Annotated in this window: 20 protein-coding genes; 7 read left to right on the forward strand and 13 right to left on the reverse strand. The window is 74.8% G+C overall.

The window, feature by feature from the left end; translation table 11 throughout:
* The 4 genes from CCO04_RS17900 to CCO04_RS17915 all read right to left on the reverse strand — a co-directional run bounded on the left by CCO04_RS17900 (position 1) and on the right by CCO04_RS17915 (position 5,219).
* Positions 1 to 2,079: an ABC transporter ATP-binding protein gene (locus CCO04_RS17900; RefSeq protein WP_308281321.1), complete on the reverse strand. Its 2,079-nt coding sequence runs from the start codon at positions 2,077 to 2,079 to the stop codon at positions 1 to 3.
* Between the two features lie 88 nt (positions 2,080 to 2,167).
* Positions 2,168 to 3,196 (reverse strand): dipeptidase, encoded by a 1,029-nt coding sequence (locus CCO04_RS17905; protein ID WP_215815468.1) that lies wholly within the window; start codon positions 3,194 to 3,196, stop codon positions 2,168 to 2,170.
* A complete protein-coding gene (locus tag CCO04_RS17910; RefSeq protein WP_215815469.1) occupies positions 3,193 to 4,530 on the reverse strand; it encodes a serine hydrolase in 1,338 nt (445 codons plus the stop codon). Before CCO04_RS17910 ends, CCO04_RS17905 begins: the two co-directional genes overlap by 4 nt.
* 53 nt (positions 4,531 to 4,583) lie before the next feature.
* Positions 4,584 to 5,219: a TetR/AcrR family transcriptional regulator gene (locus CCO04_RS17915; protein ID WP_215815470.1), complete on the reverse strand. Its 636-nt coding sequence runs from the start codon at positions 5,217 to 5,219 to the stop codon at positions 4,584 to 4,586.
* An 81-nt stretch (positions 5,220 to 5,300) separates the two neighbouring features.
* On the opposite strand from CCO04_RS17915, the gene CCO04_RS17920 reads away from it, so the two are divergent.
* Both CCO04_RS17920 and CCO04_RS17925 read left to right on the forward strand, forming a co-directional pair.
* Positions 5,301 to 6,707, forward strand: coding sequence for a DHA2 family efflux MFS transporter permease subunit (locus CCO04_RS17920; protein ID WP_215815471.1), 1,407 nt, complete (start codon positions 5,301 to 5,303; stop codon positions 6,705 to 6,707).
* Positions 6,704 to 7,081: a VOC family protein gene (locus tag CCO04_RS17925; RefSeq protein ID WP_215815472.1), complete on the forward strand. Its 378-nt coding sequence runs from the start codon at positions 6,704 to 6,706 to the stop codon at positions 7,079 to 7,081. Before CCO04_RS17920 ends, CCO04_RS17925 begins: the two co-directional genes overlap by 4 nt.
* A 15-nt stretch (positions 7,082 to 7,096) precedes the next feature.
* Here the strand turns inward: CCO04_RS17925 and pruA are convergent, their stop codons facing one another.
* Both pruA and CCO04_RS17935 read right to left on the reverse strand, forming a co-directional pair.
* The gene (pruA, locus tag CCO04_RS17930; protein ID WP_215815473.1) at positions 7,097 to 8,734 is read right to left on the reverse strand and encodes an L-glutamate gamma-semialdehyde dehydrogenase; all 1,638 of its coding nucleotides are present in this window, start codon (positions 8,732 to 8,734) and stop codon (positions 7,097 to 7,099) included.
* A 41-nt stretch (positions 8,735 to 8,775) separates the two neighbouring features.
* Entirely contained in the window at positions 8,776 to 9,699 is a 924-nt protein-coding gene (locus CCO04_RS17935; RefSeq protein ID WP_215815474.1) for a proline dehydrogenase family protein, read from the reverse strand.
* Between the two features lie 82 nt (positions 9,700 to 9,781).
* On the opposite strand from CCO04_RS17935, the gene CCO04_RS17940 reads away from it, so the two are divergent.
* The 4 genes from CCO04_RS17940 to CCO04_RS17955 all read left to right on the forward strand — a co-directional run bounded on the left by CCO04_RS17940 (position 9,782) and on the right by CCO04_RS17955 (position 12,891).
* Entirely contained in the window at positions 9,782 to 10,936 is a 1,155-nt protein-coding gene (locus tag CCO04_RS17940; RefSeq protein ID WP_215815475.1) for a CdaR family transcriptional regulator, read from the forward strand.
* A 163-nt stretch (positions 10,937 to 11,099) separates the two neighbouring features.
* Positions 11,100 to 11,555 carry an HNH endonuclease gene (locus tag CCO04_RS17945; RefSeq protein WP_215815476.1) on the forward strand — a complete coding sequence of 152 codons (456 nt, stop codon included), beginning with the start codon at positions 11,100 to 11,102 and terminating at the stop codon, positions 11,553 to 11,555.
* 9 nt (positions 11,556 to 11,564) lie between these two features.
* Positions 11,565 to 12,260 carry a lysoplasmalogenase gene (locus CCO04_RS17950; protein WP_215815477.1) on the forward strand — a complete coding sequence of 232 codons (696 nt, stop codon included), beginning with the start codon at positions 11,565 to 11,567 and terminating at the stop codon, positions 12,258 to 12,260.
* Between the two features lie 85 nt (positions 12,261 to 12,345).
* The gene (locus CCO04_RS17955) at positions 12,346 to 12,891 is read left to right on the forward strand and encodes a HutD family protein (RefSeq protein ID WP_215815478.1); all 546 of its coding nucleotides are present in this window, start codon (positions 12,346 to 12,348) and stop codon (positions 12,889 to 12,891) included.
* Here CCO04_RS17955 and CCO04_RS17960 read toward each other — a convergent pair.
* Genes CCO04_RS17960 through CCO04_RS17970 form a run of 3 tightly spaced genes read right to left on the reverse strand, consistent with a single transcriptional unit; the run spans position 12,879 to position 17,058 of the window.
* On the reverse strand, positions 12,879 to 14,156 hold the full coding sequence (locus CCO04_RS17960) for an MFS transporter (RefSeq protein WP_308281323.1): 1,278 nt from the start codon (positions 14,154 to 14,156) through the stop codon (positions 12,879 to 12,881). The two genes, CCO04_RS17955 and CCO04_RS17960, sit on opposite strands and share 13 nt — an antisense overlap.
* Positions 14,153 to 15,544, reverse strand: coding sequence for an amidase (locus tag CCO04_RS17965; protein ID WP_215815479.1), 1,392 nt, complete (start codon positions 15,542 to 15,544; stop codon positions 14,153 to 14,155). The genes CCO04_RS17960 and CCO04_RS17965 overlap by 4 nt, the downstream gene beginning before the upstream one ends.
* On the reverse strand, positions 15,541 to 17,058 hold the full coding sequence (locus CCO04_RS17970) for an amidohydrolase family protein (protein WP_215815480.1): 1,518 nt from the start codon (positions 17,056 to 17,058) through the stop codon (positions 15,541 to 15,543). The genes CCO04_RS17965 and CCO04_RS17970 overlap by 4 nt, the downstream gene beginning before the upstream one ends.
* A 76-nt stretch (positions 17,059 to 17,134) precedes the next feature.
* On the opposite strand from CCO04_RS17970, the gene CCO04_RS17975 reads away from it, so the two are divergent.
* Entirely contained in the window at positions 17,135 to 18,040 is a 906-nt protein-coding gene (locus tag CCO04_RS17975; RefSeq protein WP_215815481.1) for a polysaccharide deacetylase family protein, read from the forward strand.
* On the opposite strand, the gene CCO04_RS17980 is transcribed toward CCO04_RS17975, so the two are convergent.
* From CCO04_RS17980 to CCO04_RS17995, 4 genes are all read right to left on the reverse strand, one after another.
* Positions 18,020 to 18,745, reverse strand: coding sequence for a hypothetical protein (locus CCO04_RS17980; protein ID WP_215815482.1), 726 nt, complete (start codon positions 18,743 to 18,745; stop codon positions 18,020 to 18,022). The genes CCO04_RS17975 and CCO04_RS17980 overlap by 21 nt on opposite strands.
* On the reverse strand, positions 18,742 to 19,326 hold the full coding sequence (locus CCO04_RS17985; RefSeq protein ID WP_215815483.1) for a helix-turn-helix domain-containing protein: 585 nt from the start codon (positions 19,324 to 19,326) through the stop codon (positions 18,742 to 18,744). The genes CCO04_RS17980 and CCO04_RS17985 overlap by 4 nt, the downstream gene beginning before the upstream one ends.
* A 99-nt stretch (positions 19,327 to 19,425) precedes the next feature.
* The gene (locus CCO04_RS28690) at positions 19,426 to 19,821 is read right to left on the reverse strand and encodes a cupin domain-containing protein (protein WP_215815484.1); all 396 of its coding nucleotides are present in this window, start codon (positions 19,819 to 19,821) and stop codon (positions 19,426 to 19,428) included.
* On the reverse strand, positions 19,818 to 20,747 hold the full coding sequence (locus CCO04_RS17995) for a polysaccharide deacetylase family protein (protein WP_215815485.1): 930 nt from the start codon (positions 20,745 to 20,747) through the stop codon (positions 19,818 to 19,820). Before CCO04_RS17995 ends, CCO04_RS28690 begins: the two co-directional genes overlap by 4 nt.
* Position 20,748: the final 1 nt, after the last annotated feature.

The following is a 20,748-nucleotide window of genomic DNA, read 5'->3' on the forward strand; positions in this document are numbered from 1 at the left end:
TCAGACGCCTCCGTTCGCGTGGTGGCAGGCCACGCTGTGCGTGGGAGTGAGGGCGCGGGTCTCGGGCTCGACCTCGGCGCAGATCTCGGTGGCGAGCAGGCAGCGGGTGCGGAACCGGCAGCCGCTCGGCGGGTCGATCGGGCTGGGCAGCTCGCCGTGGATCCGGCTGGTGCCGTCGTGCGACGCCCCCTCGCCGGGGACGGCGGCCAGGAGGCCGATCGTGTAGGGGTGCGCCGGCGCGGCGTACACCTCCTCGGCGCTGCCGGACTCGACCAGCTTGCCGAGGTACATCACCCCGACCCGGTCGGACAGGTAGCGCACGACGGCGAGGTCGTGCGAGATGACCACGCTGCTCAGGCCGCGCTCGCGCTGGAGCCGGCGCATCAGGTTGAGCACCTGGGAGCGGATCGACACGTCGAGCGCGCTCACCGGCTCGTCGGCGACGAGGACGGTCGGGTCGAGGGCGAGCGCGCGGGCGAGCGCGATCCGCTGGCGCTGGCCGCCGGAGAGCTCGTGGGGGAAGCGCTCGAGGACGGTGCCCGGCAGGCCCACGTCGTCGAGGAGGTCACGGGCGCGGGACGTGCGCTCGGCGCGGGTGCCGACGCCGTGGATGGCGAACGGCTCGCGCAGGATCGCGCCGATGCGCATCCGCGGGTCGAGCGCGGCGCTGGAGTCCTGGAACATCATCTGCAGCTGGGCCCGGCGCTCACCCAGCTCGCGCCCGCGCACGGCGCTCACCGCGACGCCCTCGAAGACGACCTCGCCCGAGGTCGGGCGGTCGAGGGCGACGAGCATCCGGCCCAGGGTGGACTTGCCGCAGCCGGACTCCCCCACCAGGCCGAAGGTCTCGCCGGCGGCGACCTCGAAGCTGACGCCCGAGACCGCCTTGACCGTACGCCGCCCGCCGAACCAGCCGTCGCTGCCGGCGGGGTACTCGCGGCGCAGGTCGAGGACCTGGAGCCGCGGCGCTCCCCCGGGCTCGGCGCCCGCGGTCGCGGGCCGCTCGGCGAGCCGGACCGGCGTCCGCTCGACCGGGCCGTCGGCGGGGTGCCAGCAGGCGAAGGCGTGCCCGGGCCGCTCGTCCTCGACGAGCGGCGGCTGCTCGGCGCGGCAGCGGTCGCTCGCCGCTGCGCAGCGCGGGGCGAACCCGCAGCCGACGTCGTGCACGCTGAGGTCGGGCGGGGCTCCGCCGATGCTGTAGAGCTCCGCGCCGCGGTCCTGGGTCAACGACGGGATCGAGGCGAGCAAGGCCTGGGTGTAGCGGTGCCGGGTCCGCTCGAACAGCGCCGGGGTGGGACCGGTCTCGGCCAGCCGGCCGGCGTACATGACGCCGACGCGGTCGGCGTGCCGGGCGATGACGCCCATGTCGTGGGTGACCAGGATCATCGCCATGCCGAGCCGGGCGCGCAGCCCGTCGAGCAGGTCGAGGATCTCGGCCTGGATGGTGACGTCGAGCGCGGTGGTCGGCTCGTCGGCGATGACCACCTGGGGCTGGCAGACCAGCGCCATCGCGATCATCACCCGCTGCCGCATGCCCCCGGAGAGCTGGTGGGGGTAGTCGTCCATCCGCTCGGCGGGACGCGGGATGCCGACCAGGGCGAGCATCTCCTCGGCGCGCTTGCCGGCCTCGCGCCGGGACAGCCCCTCGTGCAGCCGGACCGGCTCGGCGACCTGGTCGCCGATGCGCCGGGTCGGGTTGAGCGAGGTGAGCGAGTCCTGGAAGACCATGGCGATGTCGTTGCCGCGGATCCCGCGGTAGCGCGCGGCCGGGAGGCCGACCAGCTCGGAGCCGCCGAAGTCGATCGAGCCGCTCGTGATCCGGCCGCCGGAGGGCAGCATGCCCATGATCGCCAGGCCCGTCATCGACTTGCCCGAGCCGGTCTCACCGACGATGCCGAGGGTCTCGCCGCGGTGCAGCACGAGGTCCATCCCGGACACCGGCCGCACGACGCGGTCGCCGCGGCGGATCTCGACCGACAGGTCCCGCACGGTCAGCACCCGCTCGGTCGCGGGCGCCGGGGCGGTGCTCACCGCGTTGCCGGCGCCGCTCACGCCGCTCACGCTGCTCTCGAAGGCCACGGCACGATGGTGCGACGGGCGTCACGCTCGATGTTGGTGCAGCCCGCCCGACCTGGGGGGTGCGGTTCGTCGGCGGGGACGAAGGCGCTCATGCAGGGCGACCGAGCTCGGCGGCGTACAGCCGGCGGACGTTGCCCCCGAGGACGGCGACCACGTCGGTCTCCGCCCAGCCGCGGCCCAGCAGCGCCTCGGTGAGCAGGGGCAGCCCGGCCGGTCCCTCCAGCCCGGGCAGGTAGGCGTCCGCGGGCACACCCTCGACCGTGTCGACCTCGCAGCAGGGCGGCGTGGTGTCGGCGAGGACCTCCTTGAGGAAGTCCGGGCCGAGCCCGACGTGCGCGACGCCCATGACGCCCACGAGGTGCTCCAGGTGGTCGACGAGCCGGTCGATCGAGTAGTCCGTGGCGTGCAGGAAGGGCGCGAAGAAGTTGGCGCACACGACCCCGCCGCCGGCGGCGATCCCGCTCAGCTGGACGTCACTGAGGTTGCGGTGGTGGTCGAAGAGCGCGCGGGCCGACGAGTGGGTCGCGATCACCGGACGGGTGGCGAGCTCGAGGACGTGCTCCACCCCGGCGATGCCGAGGTGGCTGACGTCGTAGAGCAGGCCGAGGCGCTCCATCTCCGCGAGGGCGGCGGCGCCGGGCTTGGTCAGCCGGCCGCCGGTCTGGTCCTCGCCGCTGCCGTCGGCCAGGGCGGTGCGGCCGAAGTGCGCGAGCGAGGCGACGCGCACGCCGAGCCGGAAGAGCGTGTGCAGCAGCTCGACGTCCTCCCCCACGCCGGGCGCGCTCTCGAGCGCGAGCACCAGCGCGATCCGGCCGCTCGCGAGGGCGGCGTCGATCTCGGCGCCGTCACGGCACAGGGCGACCTCGTCGGCACTGCCCTCGGCGATCCGGTGCGCGGCCTCGACCATCCGGAGAGTCCGGCGCAGCGCGCCCTCGGGCCGGTAGGCGTCCTCGACGAACACCGGCAGCGTCTGCAGGTCCACCCCGCCCGCGCGCAGCTGCGGCAGCCACCGGTCGCGGAAGTAGCCGGCCCACCGCTCGACAGGGCGCGCCACCACGGCGCAGAGCAGGTCGTTGTGGGTGTCCGCGACGACGGCGCGGCGGTGCAGCTCGTTCACCGGACCCTCCGGTCGGCGCGTCCGGTGTGCAGGTACGCCGCCCGCCCGGTGCCGTCGTCCCCGACGAAGGCGACCGGCTGGTGCGCCCCGCCGTCGGCCGTCACCGGCCAGAAGGTGTCGCCCTGCCAGCCCACGAGCTCGGTCGCGTACGGCGGCTCGTCGATCTCGGCGAGCTCGCCGAGCGGCCGGCGGTCGAGCCACAGCCGGCCGTGCTCGTCGGCGCGCACGACGGTCTCGCCCACCACGGAGGCGTAGGTGCCGGCGTACCGGTTCAGGTCGGCGGGCAGCGTCGCGCCGGGCACCGGCGCCGGTACGGCGGGCAGGTCGGTGCCCGCCAGCTCGCGCAGGACGTGCCCGGCGACCGCCCGGTGCAACGCCTTGCCGTCGCCCCCGTTGGTCAGGACCGCGACGGCCAGGCCGGGTTCGGGGAGCACGCGCAGGAAGGCGGACTGCCCGATGGTGTTGCCGTCGTGACCGACCACGAGGTCCGGCGCGAGCCGGAACAGCTCCCAGCCCAGACCCCAGGCGGCGCCCTGGCCCAGCGCCGGCAGCGCCACCTGCGGCGCGCGCATGCCGGCCAGGCCGGGCTCGGTCAGGTGGTGCCGGGCGAAGGCGACGAGGTCGCGGGCGCGCATCGCCAGCATCGATCCCGCCGGGGCGTTGGAGCGGGCCAGCGCCCAGGTCGGCGTCGGGTGGAGCGTCGTGTCGGCGGCGGTGGCGACGTGACCGACGGCGACCCGGTGCAGCACCGCCTCATAGGGATCGGTGGCCGCCTGGAGGCCGAGCGGGTCGAGCAGGTGGGTGCGCAGGCAGGCGTCATACGGCCGGCCGCGGAGCACCTCGACCAGGCGGCCGAGCACGCAGAACGCGGCGTTGTTGTAGGACCACATCGCGCCGGGCGCGAAGAGCTGGGGGACGCCGGCCAGCAGGTTGACATAGCGCGCCAGGCACTCGTCGCCCTTGCCGGTGTCGGTGAAGACGTCGCCCTCGAAGCCGGCCGTGTGGGTGAGCAGCCGGCGCACCGTGGTGCCGGCCGCCGCGTCGTCGTCGCCGAGCCGCAGGCCCGGCAGGTAGTCCCGGACGGGGCGGTCGAGGTCGACGAGCCCCTCGGCGACCAGCTGCTGGACGAGGGTCGCGGTGAACACCTTGGTCACCGAGCCGACCTGGAAGATCGCGTCGGTCGTTGCCTCGACGCCGGTCGCCGTGCTCAGCACCCCGGCGGCCGCATCGACCACCTCGTCGCCGTACCCGACCGCGACGGCGGCCGCCGGCACGCCGTGCTCCTCCAGCAGCCTGGGCAGCCGCTCCTCCAGCCACGTCGCGATCCCCTGCATGGGCGCAGCCTAGGGCGGCGGACGGACGCCGGCTTTCGTCGAACCGCACCGGCTCAGGTGCGGCCCTTCGTCGGGGCGGCCAACCCGGCCTCGACCACGTCGAGGGCCGCGGCGGCCTCGGCGAGCAGGCGCGCGGCCAGCCGGGCGTCGACCTGGCCGGCCGCGGCGGCCTCCTGGACCTGGCGGGTCATCCCACGGGTGGTGCCGACCAGCGCCGAGGCGACGGTCCAGCAGCGCAGGTCGTCGTCGATCTCGTCGGCGAGCAGCGCCCGCAGCGCGGTCACCGCGCGGTCGGCCTCGAGCCGCTCGCGGGCCTGGAGGCTCGGGCTGTCGCGCACGATCCGGGCGATCCGGGCCAGCCCGGCGAGCACCGGCGAGCCCGGGTCGGCCAGGACGCCGCGCGGCTGGAGCACCTGGGCCCGGAAGGCGGCGACCACGCCGACGCCGGCCGCGCGCTCGCGGATCGCGGCCAGGAGGCTCTCGTGGAAGGACGCCATCCCGTCGTAGATCAGGTCCTCCTTGGCCGGGAAGTAGTTGAACACCGTGGCCGTGGAGACGTCCGCGGCCGCGGCGATGTCGGCGACCGGGACCTGCTCGAAGCCGCGCGCGGCGAACAGCTCGATCGCGGCGTCGGTGATCCGCCGACGGGTCTCCTGCTTCTTGCGCTCGCGCAGCCCCGGCTCGCTCATGGCGGCACCCTACCTTGACTTCGCGTCACTTCAAACTTAGAGTCACTATAAAGTTATACCGAACCCAGGAAGGAGCCGGCCATGAGCCAGACCGCCACCCGCCCGGCCGTCGTACCGCTGGACCGGACCGCGCGCACCGTCATCGCCGTGGTCGTGCTCGGCATGATCACCACCGTCCTCGACGCGACCATCGTCAACGTCGCCACCGACCGCCTCGCCGGCGAGTTCTCCGTCGGCCTCACCACGATCCAGTGGGTGATGACCGGCTACCTGCTGGCCTTCACCGCGGCCATCCCGCTCAGCGGCTGGGCCATGGACCGGTACGGCGCCCGCCGGGTCTGGCTCGTCGCCGTCGGCGTCTTCACCGCGGGCTCGCTGCTGTGCGGCCTGGCCTGGTCGGCCCCGTCGCTCATCGGCTTCCGGGTGCTCCAGGGCGCCGGCGCCGGGCTGGTCAGCCCGGTCGGCATCGCCATGGTCGCCCGCGCGGTCGGCCCCCAGCGGATGGGCCGGGCGATGGCCGTGGTCGGCATCCCGATGATGCTGGGCCCGATCCTCGGCCCGGTCCTCGGCGGCGTGCTGATCGACAGCGTCGACTGGCGCTGGATCTTCCTCGTCAACATCCCCGTCGGTCTGGCCTGCCTCGCCTGGTCGGTCCGTGCGCTCGCCGACGAGCGCGGCACCGGCCGCGAGCGGCTCGACGTGCTCGGCCTGGCCCTGCTCTCCCCCGGCCTCGTCGCCCTGGCTTACGGCGTCACCTCGCTCGCCGCGTCGTCCGGGTCGCGGCTCGCCGTGGCCGGCGGGATCGGCGGCGGCGCGCTGCTCCTGGCCGCCTTCGTCGCGCACGCCCTGCGCACGGAGCGGCCGCTCGTCGAGCTGCGCCACCTCGCGAACCGCGGCTTCGCGACGGCGACCGCCGTCCAGCTCCTCGCCGTCGGGGTCCTCACCGGGGCGGGCTTCCTGCTGCCGCTCTACCACCTGGTCGCGCGCGGACAGTCCGAGCTGACGACCGGGCTGCTGCTCGTGCCCCAGGGAGTCGGCGCGGCGCTCGCGATGGCGCTGACCGGGCGGCTCGTCGATCGCGGCCGCGGCCGCACCGTCGTCCTGGGCGGCGTCGGGCTGCTGGTCACCGGGTTCCTCGGCTACACCACGGTCGGCAGCGACCCGTCGCAGCTCTTCCTCGGCACCGCGCTCCTCGCGATCGGGCTGGGCGCGGGCTGCATCTTCGCGCCGACCAGCGCGGCGGCGTACGCGGCGCTCGACCGGGCCGCCATCCCCCGCGCCACCACGACGATGAGCATCGCCCAACGCACCGGCGGTGTCGTCGCCACCGCGGTCTTCGCGACCGTCCTGCAGCACCACCTCGACGGGAGCACCGCGCCGGGAGACGCTTTCGGGGCGACCTTCTGGTGGCCGCTCGCGGTCGCCGGGCTCGCGCTCGTGCCCGCCCTGCTGCTGCCCACCCCGCGCCGAGAAGGAGCCGACCGATGAGCATCGACCTCAACCACACGATCGTCCACGCGACCGACCGCGACGTGACCGCGGCCTTCCTCACCGGGCTGCTCGGGCTGCCAGAAGCCCGTACCTACGGGCCTTTCCGCGTCGTCGAGCTCGCCAACGGCGTCAGCCTCGACGTGATGACGGCGCGCGGACCGGTGACCCCGCAGCACTACGCCTTCCTGGTGAGCGACGCCGAGTTCGACGCCATCCACGCCCGGATCGTCGCGCGCGGCCTGCCCTGGTGGGCCGACCCGTTCCGGCGCGAGCCGGGCCGGGTCAACCACGACGACGGCGGGCGCGGGCTCTACTGGCCCGCGCCCGACGACCACAACCTGGAGATCATCACCGTCCCCTACGGCGGCTGAGCGCCGCCGCGGGCGTCAGCCCATGTGCGGGTAGCGGTGGTCCGTCGGCGGGACCAGCGTCTCCTTGATCGAGCGCGGCGAGGTCCAGCGCAGCAGGTTGAGCACCGAGCCGGCCTTGTCGTTGGTGCCGGACGCGCGAGCGCCACCGAAGGGCTGCTGGCCGACGACGGCGCCGGTCGGCTTGTCGTTGACGTAGAAGTTGCCCGCGGCGAAGCGCAGCTCGTTGCTGGCCCAGTCGATGGCGGTGCGGTCGGTGGCGAGCACCGAGCCGGTGAGCGCGAACGGCGCCACGGACTCGGCCTGCTTCACGGTCTCCTCGAAGGCGCCGGGGCGGCTGTCGTCGTACACGTGGACGACGAGGATGGGCCCGAAGTACTCCGTCGCGAACATCTCGTCGGCCGGGTCCTCGGCGACCACGATGGTCGGGCGCACGAAGTAGCCGACGCTGTCGTCGACCGTCCCGCCCGCGACGATCTGGAGACCGGGCGTGGCCTGGGCCCGCTCGATCGCGGCCTTGTGCTTGGCGAACGCGCGGGCGTCGATGACGGCACCGGTGAAGTTCGAGAAGTCGGTCGGGTCGCCGACCGGCAGCGCGTCGGTCTGGGAGGCGAGGTCGGCACCCATCCGGGCCCACAGCGACGCGGGGACGTAGGCGCGCGAGGCGGCCGAGCACTTCTGGCCGGAGAACTCGAACGCGCCGCGGATCAGCGCCGTGCGCAGCACGTCGGGGTCGGCCGACGGGTGCGCGATGACGAAGTCCTTGCCGCCGGTCTCGCCGACGAGCCGCGGATATCCCCGGTACGACGGCAGGTTGGTGCCCACGGTCGACCACAGCTTCTGGAAGGTCGGGGTCGAGCCGGTGAAGTGGATGCCCGCGAGGTCCGGGTGCGCCAGGGCGACCTCGGAGACCGCGAGACCGTCGCCGGGGAGCATGTTGATCACGCCCGGCGGCATCCCGGCCTCCTCGAGCAGCTCCATCGTCAGCGACGCGGCGAGCTGCTGGGTGGGCGAGGGCTTCCAGAGGACGGTGTTGCCCATGAGCGCCGGAGCGGTCGGCAGGTTGCCGGCGATCGCGGTGAAGTTGAACGGCGTGATCGCGTAGACGAAGCCCTCGAGCGGGCGGTGGTCGGTGCGGTTCCAGATGCCCGGGCTGTTGGCGATCGGCTGCTCGCCGAGGACCTGGCGGGCGAAGTGGACGTTGAAGCGCCAGAAGTCGATGAGCTCGCAGGCCGCGTCGATCTCGGCCTGGAACGAGGTCTTGGACTGGCCGAGCATCGTGGCCGCGTTGAGCTTCTGGCGCCAGGGGCCGGCGAGCAGCTCGGCCGCACGCAGGATCACCGCGGCGCGCTCGTCGAACGGCAGGGCCCGCCAGCCCGGCGCGGCCTCGCGGGCCGCGGCGATGGCGTTCTTGGCGTCGTCCGCGGTGCTGTTGCGCAGCACGCCGAGGACCTTCTGGTGCGCGTGCGGCTGGACGACGGCGATCTCCTCGCCGCCACCGGCGACCTTCTCGCCGCCGATGTGGGCGTCGAGCTGGCGCGTCGTACCGCCGAGGGCGTCGAGCTGGACGACGAGCGCGTCGCGCTCGGCGCTGCCCGGGGCGTAGGTCAGGTTCGGCTCGTTGACGGGGGCCGGCGGGGTGGTGATGGCGTCCATCTCAGGTGTCCTCTCGATCGGGTGCGGCGGGAAGCGGCGGGTCAGCGGTGCGCGAGGGCGCGCAGGAAGAAGGCGACGTTGGCGGGACGCTCGGCCAGGCGGCGCATGAAGTAGCCGTACCAGTCGGTGCCGTAGGGCAGGTACACGCGCATCCGGTGCCCGGCGTCGACGATCGTCTGCTCCAGCTCGGGGCGCACGCCGTAGAGCATCTGCGTCTCCCACTGCAGGTCGGTGCGGCCGGCGGCGGTCGCGCGCAGCACGGCGCGGTCGAGCATCGCCGGGTCGTGCGTGGCGATCATCGGGTAGCAGTCGGAGGCCATCAGGGCGTCGATCGCGAGCTCGTACGCGCGGTCGACGTCGGCCTTGCGCGGGTGCGCGACCGACTCGGGCTCGCGGTAGGCGCCCTTGACCAGGCGGATCCGGGCGCCGGTGCCGTCGAGCGCGGCGATGTCGCCCGGGGTGCGGAAGAGGTTGGTCTGGAGCACGTTGCCCACGAACCCGTACGCCGTACGGAGGTCGGCGCCGATCGTGAGCGTGGAGTCCACGGTCGTGTGGTCCTCCATGTCCAGGGTCACCGTGCAGCCGACGGCCGCGGCGGCCGCGCAGATCTCGGCCGCGTGCTCGGTCGCGATCGCGGTGCCGTCGGGCAGCGCCTGGCCCATCGCGGAGAGCTTGAGCGAGACGTCGGAGCCGGCGGCGCAGTCGGCCTCGGCGAGCGCGGCGAGCAGGTCGAGGTAGGCGTCGCGCATGGCACGCGCACCGGCCAGGTCGAGCACGTCCTCGCCGAGCACGTCGATGGTCACGACGCGGCCGGTGGCGGCCATGCGCTGGGCGGCGGCGACGGCCTGAGCGGTCGTCTCGCCGGGCACGAAGCGGTCGACCACGCGCCGGGTGAGCGGGATCGACTCGACGGCGCGCCGGGCCCGCGTGCTGCGGGCCGCGCGGTTGAGGGTCTGGCTGAGCATGCTTCCACGCTAGGAGCGTCCGGGGTCACACGGAACGGACACCTGTCACATCCTTTCGCGATGAACGTGTGACACTTGTCGGGTGACGACGCTGGACGACCTGGTCGAGGACATGGCCCGGCTCACCGACGCGCCGTGCACGCTCGAGGACCCGGGCTTCCGCCTCATCGGCTTCTCCGACCACCGCGGCGACGACGTCGTGGACTGGATCCGGCAGCGCTCCATCCTGGAGCGGCGCTCCAGCGACGAGGTGCGGGCCTGGTTCCGGGCCCAGGGCATCGAGGACTCCCCCGGCCCGCTCCGCACGCCCGCCGACACCGCGCTCGGCATCGTCGGACGCCTGTGCGTCCCGGCCCGCCACCTGGGCCGCGTGCACGGCTACTTCTGGCTGATCGACCCGGCCGGGCGCATCGACGAGGCGACCTGGCCCGAGGCGGTCCGGATCGCGGAGTCCGCGGCCCGCCTCCTCGACGTCGCCGAGCGCCGCCAGGCCCACCGCGACGCGCTCTTCCGCGACCTCGTCGAGGGCGGCCGGCTCGCCGCCCGCGCCTCCGCCGTCGACCTCGCCCAGGCCGCCGGGCTCGACCTCGACGAGCCCGTCACCTGCGTCCTCGTCGAGCGCCCCGAGCTCCTCGACCAGGTCGCCAGCCGCCCCTCGCGCCCCGGCGTCGTCTGGGTCCGCGCCGGCGCCGGCACCGGTACGGCGGCCGCCGTCGCGCGCGCCACCTTGGTCACCCCCACGCCCGGCCTCGACGACCTCCTCGCCGCCGTCGGCCTCGGCCGCCGCCTCGACGCCCTCGACCGGGTCACCCGCGCCGCCCTCGGTCCCACCGTCTCCGGCATCGACGGTCTCGCCGCCGCCCACCGCGGCGCCCGCGTCGCCCTCCGCGTCGCCCACACCCGCCCACCCGGCTCCGTCGTCGCCTGGAGCGACCTCGGCCCCCTCGCCCTCCTCGGCGTCGCCCGCGACGACGACCTCGCGGACGCCGTCCTCGACCCCCGCCTGCGCGCCTTCCTCGCCACCGCCCCACCCGACGTCCTGGCCACCGTCCGCACCTGGCTCGACGAGGCCGGCAGCGCCTCCCGCACCGCCACCCGGCTCGCCGTGCACCGGCAGACCGTCTACCACCGGCTCGGCCAGGTCGAGCAGGCCACCGGGCTCGACCTGGCCCGCGGCGCAGACCGCCTGCGGCTGCACCTGGGCCTCGAGCTGGCGCCCTTCCTGACGGGCGCCTGAGCACAAACGGGTGGAGCAGGCGCGCGCGCCGACGTACATTCACCGTGTCGGAACCTCGCGCAGAGGACCCCTGCCCTTCACGCCTTCGTGGCCCAACGGAAATGCTGACGGACTAGGAATCCGACTGGCGCCGTGCGACGAGGACCAGGAGGTGATGCGGCCCATGACCACCGTGATGCTGCTGAACGCTTCCTACGAGCCGCTCGGCACGGTCACCTTCCAGCACGCCGTGCGGATGCTGTTCCGCGAGGTCGCCACCGTCGAGGAGGCCCACGAGGACCGGATGATCGGGCCGCACCGGTGGCCCCTGGTGATCCGGCTGGTGCGCTACGTCGCGGCCAAGTGGATGTACCGGCCGGCGTCGTACTCGCGGACCAACGTGCTCAAGCGCGACCGGCACCGGTGCGCCTACTGCGGCCGGCACGCGCTGACCATCGACCACCTGCTCCCCCAGAGCCGCGGTGGCACCTGGACCTGGCTCAACACCGTCGCCGCGTGCGGGCCGTGCAACGGCCGCAAGGCCAACCGGACGCCGACCGAGGCGGGGATGCGGCTGCTGGTCCAGCCCTACGAGCCGACCCGGGCGCAATTGGCGGCGGGCCAGGCGGGCAGACCCTAAGGTCGGCGGGTGCGTACGACGACCCGCCTCAAGCTCGCCTACACCGCCCTCGCCGCGACCGACACCGCGCTGGCCGGCTCGGCGCGGCCGTGGGCGCACCGGGCGCGCTTCATGACCAAGCCGCTGCTGCTGTCGGTGCTCGGCGCGGCGCTGGCGGCGGACCCGCGGGCCGCCTGCTCCCCCTTGCGTACGTCGACCCTGGCCGCGCAGGCCGGGGGCTGGGGCGGGGACGTGCTCCTGCTGGGCCGGGGCGACCGGGCGTTCGCGGCGGGCGCGACCTCGTTCGGGGTGGGTCACCTGGCCTACGTGGCGGGCTTCCGCCGCGCCCGCGACCGTCGTACGCCGTTGCGGGCGGGGCGGGTCGCGCGCGGGTTCGCCGCGACGTGGGCGGTGAGCGGACCGGTCGTCGCCGCGGCGGCGGCGCGCCAGGACCGGCGGCTGGGGGCGACGGTGCTCGGCTACTCGGCGCTGCTGTCGGGCATGGCGGCCGCGGCGTCCCACCTGGACCCGGCGCTGCCGCGCGACGCGCGGGTGCTCAGCGCGGCCGGGGGCGCGCTGTTCGTCGCCTCCGACGCGGTGCTCGGGGTGCGGACGTTCCTGCTGCCCGACCCTCCGGCGCGGCTGGAGTCGGTCGTGATGGCGACCTACACGGGCGCGCAGCTGCTGCTGGCCGAGGGCGCGGCGCGGGCCGGGCGCCGTTCCTGACGGCCTCAGGGCAACGTCTGGGATCCCAGACACCAACCCGGCGGCGGGCGTTCCGTGCCACCGCGGGATCGGCTGGAGTAGGCGCATGTCCCTGACCGTGCGCCGCGACCGCGACCACCGACGCCAGCCGTGGGCCAACGGCGAGGGCGTGACCTCCGAGATCGCCACGGACGGCTCCGAGCCGTTCGACTGGCGGGTGAGCATCGCCGACGTCGCGCACAGCAGCGACTTCTCGGCGTTCCCCGGCATCGACCGGATCATCACGCTCATCGACGGCGAGACCATGGAGCTGACCCTCCCCGAGGGCACCCACGTGCTACGCCCCGACGAGCCGTTCGCCTTCGACGGCGGCGTCCCGGTCCGCTGCGCGGTCGAGCGGCCCACCCGCGACCTCAACGTGATGACCCGCCGGGGCCGGGCCAGCGCCACCCTCCAGGTACGACGGCTCCACTCCCGCGACGCCGCCCTCCCCCTGCCGGCGGCGGCCCCGCTGGTCGTCGTCGTGCTCAGCGGCTGCGTGCGCGTGTGCGCCTCCTCCGGCGCGACCCTGCGCGCCGGCGACGTGGCCCTGACCGACGAGCCGGTGCTGCTCGCCGGCGACGGCCGGGTCGCGCTGGCTCAGATCGCCTGAACCAGCACGTCCCGCTCGGCCGCCTCGTGGCGGCGCAGGCGCCGCCGGTAGCGCACGATCTGGACCAGGCCGCCGCCCCACACGACGTACTGGACCGCCATCGCCCAGGCGAAGTCGCCCGGGGTGCGCTCGCCGCCGCGCAGGTCGAGGACCAGGCCGACGGCGGCCATCACGACGAAGGCGGCGATGAAGCCGGCCACGTTGACCATCCCGATCGCGGTGGAGAGCCGCTCGTCGGGGTTGGAGGTCCGGGCCAGGTCGAAGCCGATCATCGCGGCCGGGCCGCCGATCCCGTTGGCGAGCACGAGGCAGACCAGCAGCGGTACCGGGGCGTTCCCGGGCCAGAGCAGGACGGCGGCCCAGACGGTGGCGAGCATGAGCACGATCCCGATCGCCAGGGTCGAGCGCTGGGCGGGGAAGGCGGAGATGAACCAGCCCAGGACCGGTGCCGCGGCCATCGCGGCCAGGACCATCACGGTGAGCAGCGTCGCGGCGGTCCCGGGGCTGGTGCCCTGGCCCTCGACGAAGAACGGCAGCCCCCACAGCAGCCCGAGCACGGTCTGCGCGAAGGGCGTGCTGAAGTGGATCCAGAACCCCAGCCGGGTGCCCGGGTGCGCCCACGACCGGGCGACGTTGGCGCGGACGGCGCCGGGGCTCAGGGCCGTGCCGCGGGTGCTGCGCTGCCCGGGGGCGTCGTGCACGAACAGGTGGATGAGCAGCGGCAGCGCCAGTCCCGCGACCGCGGGCAGCGCGTAGGCGAGCTCCCAGCCCAGGTGCGAGAGCGCCCAGGCCATCGGCAGCGCGGCCAGGATCGTGCCCAGCTGCGAGGCCAGGCCGGCGAGCTGGAGCACGAGCGGCACCCGGCGCACGGCCACCCACGTGTTGACCAGCCGGACGACGCACAGGAACGTCAGCGCGTCGCCGACCCCGACCAGGCAGCGCGCGGTCAGCGCCCACGAGTAGCTCGTCGCGCAGGCGAAGAGCAGCTGGGCGCCGGCCAGCACGACCGTCCCGGCGAGCAGCACGTCACGGGCGCCGAAGCGGTCGACGAGCAGGCCGACCGGGATCTGCAGCAGCCCGTAGACCACGAGCTGGACGACGATGAGGGTGGCCAGCTGCGCGGCGGAGAGCCCGAACCGGTCGATCGCCTCGAGGCCCGCGACGGCGAGTGAGGAGCGGTGGAAGACCGCGACCATGAAGACCGCGACGGCCACGACGAGCACCGGCAGCGGGCGGTAGGCCCGCTGCGTCAGGACGGCGCTCACCGGCGCGTGCTGCCGGCGGGAGCGAGGCTCCGCTCGACGGTCGCGGCGAGGTCGAGGAGCGCGCGGTCGTCGTCCAGGCCGAGCAGGTGCAGGCCGACGGGGTGCCCGCACGCCGTACCGATGGGCAGCGAGATCGCCGGTGCCCCGGTCAGGTTGGCGGCCGAGAGGTGGTGGATGCCGGCGGCCAGCGAGCCCTGCTCGGGCGGCGCCGTCAGCGCGGTCACCGCCTCGGCGAGCAGCGGCTGCGGGCCGGGCAGGGTCAGCCCGACGACCGCGTCGGCGCCGGTGCTCGCGCGCAGGTCGGCCAGCTCGCGCCGGATCCGGTCCGCGGCCCGGTGGGCGGCGGCCAGGTCGTCGGCGTCGAGCAGTGCCCCGCCCGCGATGAGCCGGCGGGTCGCGGGCAGGTAGTCCGCACCGCGGGCGGCGAGCCGCGCCGCGTGGAGCGGCAGCGCCTCGACCAGGCTGAGGACGAGGGCCGCCGTCAGCCCGTGCGCGTACGACGGTGCGCGGCACGGCACCAGCTCGACCCCGGCCGCGGCCAGGTCGGCGAGCGCGTGGGCCAGGGCCACCCGGAAGTCCGGGTCGGCGCTGCGCGCGGGATCCGGGTCCGGCACGGCCAGCACCGGACGCCGGCTCCGGGGCGGGCGACCGGTGCCGGTGCCGGTGGGCACGCCGGCGAGCGCCTCGTGGACCACGCGGCAGTCGGCGACGGTGCGCCCGATCGGCCCGATCACGTCGAGGGTCGGGCTGAACGCCAGCAGGCCCGCGGTCGGGACGGCGCCGCGCGCGGGCTTGAACCCGACGACGCCCTGGGCGGCGGCCGGGGTACGGATCGAGCCGGTCGTGTCGGTCGCGAGCGCGGCGCCCACGGTGCCCGCGGCGACCGCGACGGCCGAGCCGACGCTGGAGCCGCCGGGGTGGTGCTCGGGCAGGTGCGGGCTCCGGGTGCCGGGGTCGCCCTGGCCCGAGGCGAACTCGTGGGTGGTCGTCTTGCCGACCACGACCGCACCGGCCGCGCGCAGCCGGGCGACGCAGGCGGCGTCGGTCGCGTCCGGGACCTCGGAGGTCGCCCGCGAGCCGGCCCGCAGCGGCATGCCGGCCACGGCGATGACGTCCTTGACCCCGATCGCGACGCCGTGGAGCGGGCCGAGCGGGCGGCCGTCGGCACGCAGCGCGTCGGCGCGAGCGGCGGCCGCGAGGGCGCCGCGGTGGTCGACGTACGCCCAGGCGGCGGTGCCGGCCTGGGCCCGGTCGATCGCGGCGAGGACCTGGGTGACGTGCTCGACCGCGCTCAGCTCACCGCGGCGGATCAGACCGGCCACCTCGGCCGCGCCGGGCACGGCCGGAGCGGCGGGAGCCACCGGGACGACAGCGGGCTCGGCGCTCATGCCGGCACCCACGTCCGCAGCGCGTCGACCCGCGGGCGCAGCCCGTGGTGCGCGGCGGCGACCGCGACCTCGTCGCGCAGCGCGAGCGCGTGCCCGACGGTGCCGGCCAGCCGGTCGAACTCGGCCGCGGACAGGTGCGGCTGCGTCGAGCGGTAGGTCGTGCGCCCCTCGCGCACGACGCTCTCGCCGCCGACCAGCACCTCGCGGACCCGGGTCAGGTCGCCCCGGTCGACGAGGACCAGGTCGGCCGGTCCGCCGGGCACGATCCGGCCCCGGGCCGGGGTGAGCCCGGGCACCAGGTCGGCGGGCGCCGAGGAGACGAGGGCGACGGCCTCGGCCAGCGCCAGCCGGCCGTGGTCGACCAGGTCGCGCACCGCGTGCAGCGGTCCGTCGTGCTCGCCGCCGGGTCCGTAGTCGGTGGCGACGACGTCGACCAGGCCGGTGTCGAGGACGGCGTCCCAGTGCTCCCGGGTGGTGACCATCGCGCGCCGGTCGAGCAGGTCGAGGACGCAGGCCTCGTTGGCCCACCCGGCCGCACGACCGCGCCGGACCATCGCCGCCGCCTCCTCGGGCAGGTACGACGGGTGGTTGACGTGGCAGGCCACGACCTGGGCACCGTGGTCCTCCCCGGCGAGCGCGGTGAGCAGCGAGCCGGTGACCGCGGCGCTGTGCACGAAGGCGGGCACGCCGTGCTCGGCCGCCAGGCGCACTCCCTCGCGGATGCCGGCCAGCGCGGGCGCCAGCGAGGGCAGCACCACGTCGTGGACGAGCGCGACGACGTCGGGTGGGGCGATCGCGCCGGCCAGGCCGCAGGTCCGCAGCGCGACGGCGACCCGGTCGGCGGCGGCACCGAGGTCGGGGTCGTCGACCCACTCGAGGGTGCGGCCGAGCACGGCCTCCTTGAGTGCCCGCGCCTGCTCGGCGACGACGACGAGGCCGTGCCGCTCGGCGAACGCGGCCGGCAGGTAGACGACGTCCTGCCCGCCGCCGGCCAGGGTCTGGCCGCCGCCGAGCTCGCCGATCGCCACGGCGCCCTGGGCGAGCTGCTCGGCGACCGTGGTGGCCGGCACCTCGTCGCTCAGCCCGGCGCCGTCGGCCGCCCGGGCCGCCTGGACGGCCAGCGGCTCGTGGGTGGTCGCGCCGCCGACGCGCACCGGGTGCGCGCGGTCGGCCGTGCGCACCTGGTCCATGGTGGCCAGGCCGCAGAGGTTGAGCACGGCGGTGGTGCCCTGGAGCAGGTGCCGGTCGAGGTTGGCGAGCCAGTGCCAGCGCGGCAGCGCGGCGCCGCCGCTGGGCATCAGCGGCCCGGGGGTGACGCCGTGCACGTGCACGTTGACCAGGCCGGGCAGCACCACGACCCCGCGGCCGTCGACCACCTCAGCCGGAGCGACCCCGGCCGTGGCCGCGATCCCGGGGCCGAGTGCCGCGACCCGGCCGTCGAGGACGAGGAGGTCGACGTCCTCCAGGATCCCGTCACCGGTGACCACCAACGTGTGGGTGACCAGTCGCCGCATCCCGAACCTCCTCGTCATCTTCAACATGACCTAGCGATCTTCACTATACTACGACCAACGCCACCGAGGAGGCCCCATGACGTCGATTCCCCGCTACGACCGCCCACGCGACCTGGCCGGCTATGGCGAGCACCCGCCGGCCGGCACCTGGCCCGGCGGCGCCCGGGTCGCGGTGAGCCTGGTGGTCAACATCGAGGACGGCGCCGAGCGGCACCGCAGCCGCGGCGACGCCGTGGACGACGTCCACGCGCACTGGATCACCGACGTGCCCCACGACAGCGGCAACCCGTCGCTGGAGTCGGGCTTCGACTACGGCGCCCGGGCCGGGATCTGGCGCGTGCTGCGGATCGTCGACGCGGCCGGCGTACCGCTCACCGCGTTCGCGTGCGGCCGGGCCCTGGAGGCCCACCCTGCCCTCGGGCGCGCCCTGGCCGCGCGCGACGTCGAGGTCGTCGACCACGGGCTGTGGTGGGAGCCGCACCGCGACCTGTCCCCCGCCGAGCTGGCCGACCGGATGGACGAGTCCGCCGCGATCATCACCGCCACGACGGGGACGGCGCCGACGTCCTGGTACTCCAAGGACGGGCACTCCCCGGCGAGCTTCCCGCTCATGACCGAGCGCGGCTTCGACCACGACGACAACTGCTTCAGCGACGACCTGCCGTTCCTGCCGGACGGCCCCGAGGGCGCGGTGACGATCCCTTACTCGGCCGACACCAACGACGCGCTGCTGCTGACCACGCTCGCCACCGGCGGCCAGTACGCCGCCCAGCTGGTCGCCGCGCTGGAGATGCTGCTGCACGACGGCCGTCCGGGGGCCAAGGTGCTCAGCGTCGGGCTGCACCCGCGCTGGATCGGCCGCCCGGCGTACGCCGGCGCGCTCGCCCGGTTCATCACGCATGCCACCGCCACCCCCGGCGTGGTGTTCGCCCAGCGCCGCGAGATCGCGGCCTGGTGGCGCTCACGGGCTGCGCAGCAGTGAGCCCCAGCCCGGGACGGCGGTCGCGGAGCCCGCGAGCCGCAGCACGTGCCAGGCCAGGGCCACCGCGCTGTCGATGACGGGCAGCCCGAGGCGCTGCTCGAGCGCGTCCACGAGCGGGCCGGCCCGCAGGTTGGTCCCGACGCAGAGCACCGCATCGGCACCGGAGCGGTCGCCGGCGAGCAGCAGCTCCTCGATCCGGTCGCGGCTCAGCGCGGCGATCTCGGGGTTGGTCAGGTCGGTCGGCAGCGTCGAGCGTCCGGTGACCGCGATGCCGCGGGTGCCCAGCTGGACGGCGATCTGGTCGACGATCTCGTCGGAGCCGGGGAAGACGACGCTGACCGCGCGGGCGTCCAGCGCGGCGAGGGCGGCGAGCATCGCCTGGGTGGCCGTGGTCGCCGCACGGGCGCCCGTGGCGGCCGCGAGATCCGCGGCGAGCGCGGCGTCGCGGTCGATCCCGGTCCACGAGCCGGCCGTGCCGTGGAAGGCGACGACATCAGGCGCCAGCTCGCCGATCAGGTCGACGCTCTCGCCGAGCACGGCCCGGTCGATCGCGGCGTCGAGCGAGGGGGGCAGCCGGAACCGGGTGGCGAAGACCTCGACCTCCGGCACGTCGCGCAGCACGGCCGCGGTGAGCGGCTCGGCGTTGGTGTTGCTGGCCGGGACCAGCATGCCGATGCGACGGGGTCCGGAGGTCGAGGAGGTCAATGCGCGCGTCCTTGGGAGGGTGGGGTGGAGATGGCCAGGATCCGGGCCGGCTTGTCGGTCAGGTTCGACCACCAGTGCGGGACGACCGCGTCGAAGGTGATCGTGTCGCCCTCCTCGAGGGAGTAGCGCTGGTCGCCGACCGTGGCGACCAGGGAGCCCTCGATGACGAGGATGCACTCCTCGCCCTCGTGGGAGCTGCGGATCGAGCTGCCCTCGAGGTTCGGCGGCAGCGTCATGATGAGCACGCCGAGACGGCGGTCGACGTCGGGGACGAGCAGCTCCATGCCGATGCCCTCGCGGGGGACCTCGATCCGGCGCCGCTCCTCCTTGCGGACCACGCGGCCCTCGGGGTCGCCGCCGGGCTCGGCCGAGAACAGCTCGGCCATCGGCAGATCCAGGGCGCTCGAGAGCCGCAGCAGCGTCTCGAACGACGGGTTGCCGATCCCCCGCTCGATCTGGCTGATCAGGCCGGCGCTGACGCCGGCCCGATCGGCCAGCTCCTCGACCGTGAACCGCCCCACCCGGCTCGCCTTGATCGTGGCCCCGATGTGGCTGACCCATGTCTCGCGTTGCGCATCCATCGCCTCTTCAATACCTTCCAGGAAAGTTTGTCTTATTGAAGAGGTTGAGGTTACCAACTCCGACCAGGAGCGCTCGATCGCCATCGGTCCGGCCCGTGCCTACTCGTCGGCGACGAAGTCCCAGGAGCCGACGGCGTTGACGCCGGCCACCAGGTCCACGACGTCGTCGGTGTCGTTGGTGATCCCGTGGGTGGTCCCCGGCGGGATGTAGAACGCCTGCCCCGGACGGGCCCGGATCGCCTCGCTCCCGAGGTGGATGACCGGCGTGCCGGCCACCACCACGTAGAACTCCGCGACCTGCTCGTGGTGGTGGCGTACGTGGTGCTGCCCGGGGAGCATCCGCCCCCAGTTCACGGTGAACTCACGGGCCCCGTTGACCCGGTCCGAGATGAGCTGGCAGATCAGCCCCTCGTCCCGGGTCCCCGACGGCGTCACGTGGTCGAGCTCGACGAAGCCGCGCTCGTCGATGCTCTGCACCAGCGGGTTCGCGCTCACGCGCTCGCCACCTCGACGGCCTCGCCCGCACCGCTCGCGGTCGCCGGCGCGGCGGCCAGCCACCACTCGGCGATCTCGGCGCGGGTCGCGAACCAGACGTCGTCGCGCGCGACGGCGTACTCCAGGAAGGACTGGATGCCGCTGGCCACGCTGGGCCGGCCGCCGATGCGCGAGTGGATGCCCAGCGACATCATCCGCGGGACGCCGTCGGCCTCGGTGGCGAGGAAGTCCAGCGTGTCGCGGCAGACCTCGAAGAGCTCGTTGCCCGTGGCCAGGCTGGCGTTGCCCCAGAACCGGCCGTCGTTCGCGTCGCCGGAGTAGGGCACCACCAGGTGGTCGCCCCGGTCGGTCGGCACGAAGTAGGGCAGGTCGTCACCGTAGGAGTTCGAGTCGTAGACGAAGCCCTCCGCCCGCAGCAGGCCGCGGGTGTTCTCGGTGATCCCGTCGCGCACGTACCAGCCCTGGGGCCGGACACCGGCGGTCCGCTCGATCGCCTCGACGCAGCGCCGGATCTCGGCCAGCTCCTCGTCCGGCTCCATGCCGACGGTGCCGGCCCAGCGGTAGCCGTGGGCGCAGATCTCGTGGCCCTCCCGCACGATCGCGGGACCGACCTCGGGTGACTTCTCCAGCGCCATGCCGCAGGTCATGAACGTCGCCGGCACCTCGTGGCGCCGCAGCAGCGAGAGGATCCGCCAGATCCCGGCCCGGCTGCCGTACTCGAAGTACGACTCCTTCATCAGGCTGCGCCGGGTCGGGTCGGCCTGCCAGCCGCCGAAGATGTGGATGTCCTCGTCCCGCGCGTCGCCGGCCTCGATCGACCGCTCCGCGCCCTCCTCGAAGTTCACCACCACCGACACGGCGACCTTCGCACCGCCCGGCCACTCGACGCGGGGTGGATTCTCCCCGTATCCCACCAGGTCACGCATG

The organism is Pimelobacter sp. 30-1, assembly GCF_018831735.1.
In the GTDB taxonomy this organism is placed as follows: domain Bacteria; phylum Actinomycetota; class Actinomycetes; order Propionibacteriales; family Nocardioidaceae; genus Nocardioides.

Coding starts and splice junctions, on each gene's coding strand:
- CCO04_RS17910 (WP_215815469.1), bottom strand. CDS start 4,530: ATGCAGGGGATCGCGACGTGGCTGGAGGAGCGGCTGCCCAGGCTGCTG.
- CCO04_RS17915 (WP_215815470.1), bottom strand. CDS start 5,219: ATGAGCGAGCCGGGGCTGCGCGAGCGCAAGAAGCAGGAGACCCGTCGG.
- CCO04_RS17920 (WP_215815471.1), top strand. CDS start 5,301: ATGAGCCAGACCGCCACCCGCCCGGCCGTCGTACCGCTGGACCGGACC.
- CCO04_RS17925 (WP_215815472.1), top strand. CDS start 6,704: ATGAGCATCGACCTCAACCACACGATCGTCCACGCGACCGACCGCGAC.
- pruA (WP_215815473.1), bottom strand. CDS start 8,734: ATGGACGCCATCACCACCCCGCCGGCCCCCGTCAACGAGCCGAACCTG.
- CCO04_RS17935 (WP_215815474.1), bottom strand. CDS start 9,699: ATGCTCAGCCAGACCCTCAACCGCGCGGCCCGCAGCACGCGGGCCCGG.
- CCO04_RS17945 (WP_215815476.1), top strand. CDS start 11,100: ATGACCACCGTGATGCTGCTGAACGCTTCCTACGAGCCGCTCGGCACG.
- CCO04_RS17955 (WP_215815478.1), top strand. CDS start 12,346: ATGTCCCTGACCGTGCGCCGCGACCGCGACCACCGACGCCAGCCGTGG.
- CCO04_RS17965 (WP_215815479.1), bottom strand. CDS start 15,544: ATGAGCGCCGAGCCCGCTGTCGTCCCGGTGGCTCCCGCCGCTCCGGCC.
- CCO04_RS17970 (WP_215815480.1), bottom strand. CDS start 17,058: ATGCGGCGACTGGTCACCCACACGTTGGTGGTCACCGGTGACGGGATC.
- CCO04_RS17975 (WP_215815481.1), top strand. CDS start 17,135: ATGACGTCGATTCCCCGCTACGACCGCCCACGCGACCTGGCCGGCTAT.
- CCO04_RS17985 (WP_215815483.1), bottom strand. CDS start 19,326: ATGGATGCGCAACGCGAGACATGGGTCAGCCACATCGGGGCCACGATC.
- CCO04_RS17995 (WP_215815485.1), bottom strand. CDS start 20,747: ATGCGTGACCTGGTGGGATACGGGGAGAATCCACCCCGCGTCGAGTGG.